Source organism: Cellulophaga sp., from assembly GCF_039943695.1.
In the GTDB taxonomy this organism is placed as follows: Bacteria; Bacteroidota; Bacteroidia; order Flavobacteriales; family Flavobacteriaceae; genus Cellulophaga.
The window spans coordinates 1-2,196 of sequence record NZ_JBDVAA010000194.1 but is presented as its reverse complement, the minus strand read 5'-3'; the positions used below and the strand labels follow the sequence as shown (position 1 = coordinate 2,196).

Genomic DNA, 2,196 nt, shown 5'->3' with positions numbered 1-2,196 from the left:
ATAATGGTTGGATACCAAAGGTACTTGCCTGTTCTGCCTTAGAAGATATAGGTATTACAGAGGTCTGGGAAACTATTAAAGGCTACGTAGACACCAATACTAAAAATAGCTTTTTTGATACAAAAAGACAACAGCAAAACAAATATTGGTTATTGCAAACTATAGAAGACCAGCTAAAGCAACAGTTTTATGATGATAAAAATGTAAAGGCAGAATTAAAAGGCGTTATAAATGCCGTTATAAACAATAAAACATCTCCTTTTGCTGCTGCAGACAAATTATTAAAGTTACATAGTAAATAAGACCAACAATTAGTTTGTATATTATGAAGTATGAGTTTACTATAATTGTACCTATTTACAATGAAGAAGATAACATTAACAGATTAGATAAAGAGCTAACTGAGTACCTTAAAATTGCTACAAAAAAAACTTGTGTTTTATTTATTAACGATGGTTCAAAAGACGATAGTCAAATATTATTAGAGCAAATTTGTGCAAACAACTCTAATTTTTCTTATTTACTTTTTGATAAAAATTACGGATTAACAGCTGCTATAAAAGCTGGTTTTGATGAAGCAAAAACAGAACTAGTTGGTTACATTGATGCCGATTTACAAACAAGCCCTTTAGATTTTAATTTACTATTAGAATACACACCAAAGTACGACTTAGTTACTGGTATTAGAACAAACAGGAAAGATTCCGGTTTAAAAAAACTATCCTCTACCCTAGCAAATAAAATAAGACGCTCTTTTACCAATGATGGTGTAGAAGATACAGGTTGCCCTTTAAAAGTGATTAAAACAAATTACGCAAAGCAAATACCTATTTTTAAAGGTTTACATAGGTTTTTACCCGCAATGATATTGTTACAAAACGGAAAAATTAAACAAGTTCCTGTACAACACTTTCCTAGAATTGCAGGCAAAACTAAATTTGGCTTTTGGAACAGATCTTTAGGCCCCTTAGCAGATTGTTTTGCCTATTTATGGATGAAACACAAATACATTAATTATAAGGTTGATAAAAGAAGCTACTAAGCTTAAAAGTTAAAATCTTACCAAAGTATAACTCACCTTTTACAACCAATTATTACCTTTGAATATTACTAAATAAATAAAAATGAAAACAAGAGATAAAATAGTATACGCAGTTTTATTTGTAATCTGTAGTGTTGGACTATATTTTGGTTTAACAGACAGTGCCTTTTTTGATCAATCTTATGCTCAAGAAGACGGACTTGTAGAATACGGTACTGCATTAATGCTTTTTATTATAAGTCTTATTTGTATTTATAGGTTATTTACCATCTCTAAAGGAAAATCTATTACTTGGAAAATTGGAACTTTATTATTTGCTATTTTGTTTTTATTTGGTGCTGGCGAAGAAGTTTCTTGGGGACAAAGAATATTTGAAGTACAGTCTAGCGAGTTTTTTATAGAAAATAATGCACAAGGAGAAACCAACTTACACAATATGGTAGTTGGAGAAACCAAGGTAAATAAACTAATATTTAGTCAATTACTAATGGTGGTTATGGTTTTATACCTAATTGTATCTCCTTTTTTATATAGAAAACAACAATGGTTTAAAAACCTTGTAAATATGTTTGCTGTTCCTATTGTAAAATGGCACCATACCATAGCTTTTTTGGCTGCAACAGCCTTAGTTATAAGTAACCCATCTGGTAGAACTTGGGAAGTTTACGAACTTGTTTTTGGAGCAATATTTATTTTAATATTTTTAGCTCCACTAAACGATTCTATATTTAAGAAAGGGAATTAATTACAGCTTTAACTTTACTGACATAAGTAGCATTAGTTTATAAAAAACAAATCCTAAAAAGCTACCAATTACAATACCTGTAGCAACATCTAATGTATAATGCACACCAATGTATATTCTACTATAGGCAACAAACGCTGCCCAAGTAAGCAGTAATACTTTTACGTATTTAAACTTACTCTTAAGTACATTACCAAAAAATACAGCTACAGCAAAAGAATTTGCTGCATGAGCAGAAAAATAACCAAATTTACCACCACAAGAACTCTTAACCAAGCGTACCAATCCATCTAATTCTGGATTATGACAAGGTCTTAAACGAGCAACTCCGTATTTAAAAAAGTTAGCCAATTGGTCTGTAGCTCCTATTAAAACACCAATAGATACTAAAATTAATAGTGTTTTTTTT

3 protein-coding genes and 1 pseudogene are annotated in these 2,196 nt (G+C 30.4%); 3 read left to right on the top strand and 1 reads right to left on the bottom strand.

Going from position 1 to position 2,196, the window contains the following annotated elements:
• The 3 genes and pseudogenes from ABJD66_RS14180 to ABJD66_RS14170 all read left to right on the top strand — a co-directional run.
• Nucleotides 1–302, top strand: a pseudogene (locus ABJD66_RS14180) (methylmalonyl Co-A mutase-associated GTPase MeaB); the annotation flags it as partial.
• A gap of 23 nt (nucleotides 303–325) precedes the next feature.
• On the top strand, nucleotides 326–1,042 hold the full coding sequence (locus tag ABJD66_RS14175; RefSeq protein WP_348132803.1) for a glycosyltransferase: 717 nt from the start codon (nucleotides 326–328) through the stop codon (nucleotides 1,040–1,042).
• Between the two features lie 82 nt (nucleotides 1,043–1,124).
• Nucleotides 1,125–1,787: a hypothetical protein gene (locus ABJD66_RS14170; RefSeq protein ID WP_348132800.1), complete on the top strand. Its 663-nt coding sequence runs from the start codon at nucleotides 1,125–1,127 to the stop codon at nucleotides 1,785–1,787.
• Here ABJD66_RS14170 and ABJD66_RS14165 read toward each other — a convergent pair.
• On the bottom strand, nucleotides 1,788–2,196 hold a 409-nt coding region (locus ABJD66_RS14165; RefSeq protein WP_348132798.1), incomplete at its 5' end, for a phosphatase PAP2 family protein.

Coding starts and splice junctions, on each gene's coding strand:
- ABJD66_RS14175 (WP_348132803.1), top strand. CDS start 326: ATGAAGTATGAGTTTACTATAATTGTACCTATTTACAATGAAGAAGAT.
- ABJD66_RS14170 (WP_348132800.1), top strand. CDS start 1,125: ATGAAAACAAGAGATAAAATAGTATACGCAGTTTTATTTGTAATCTGT.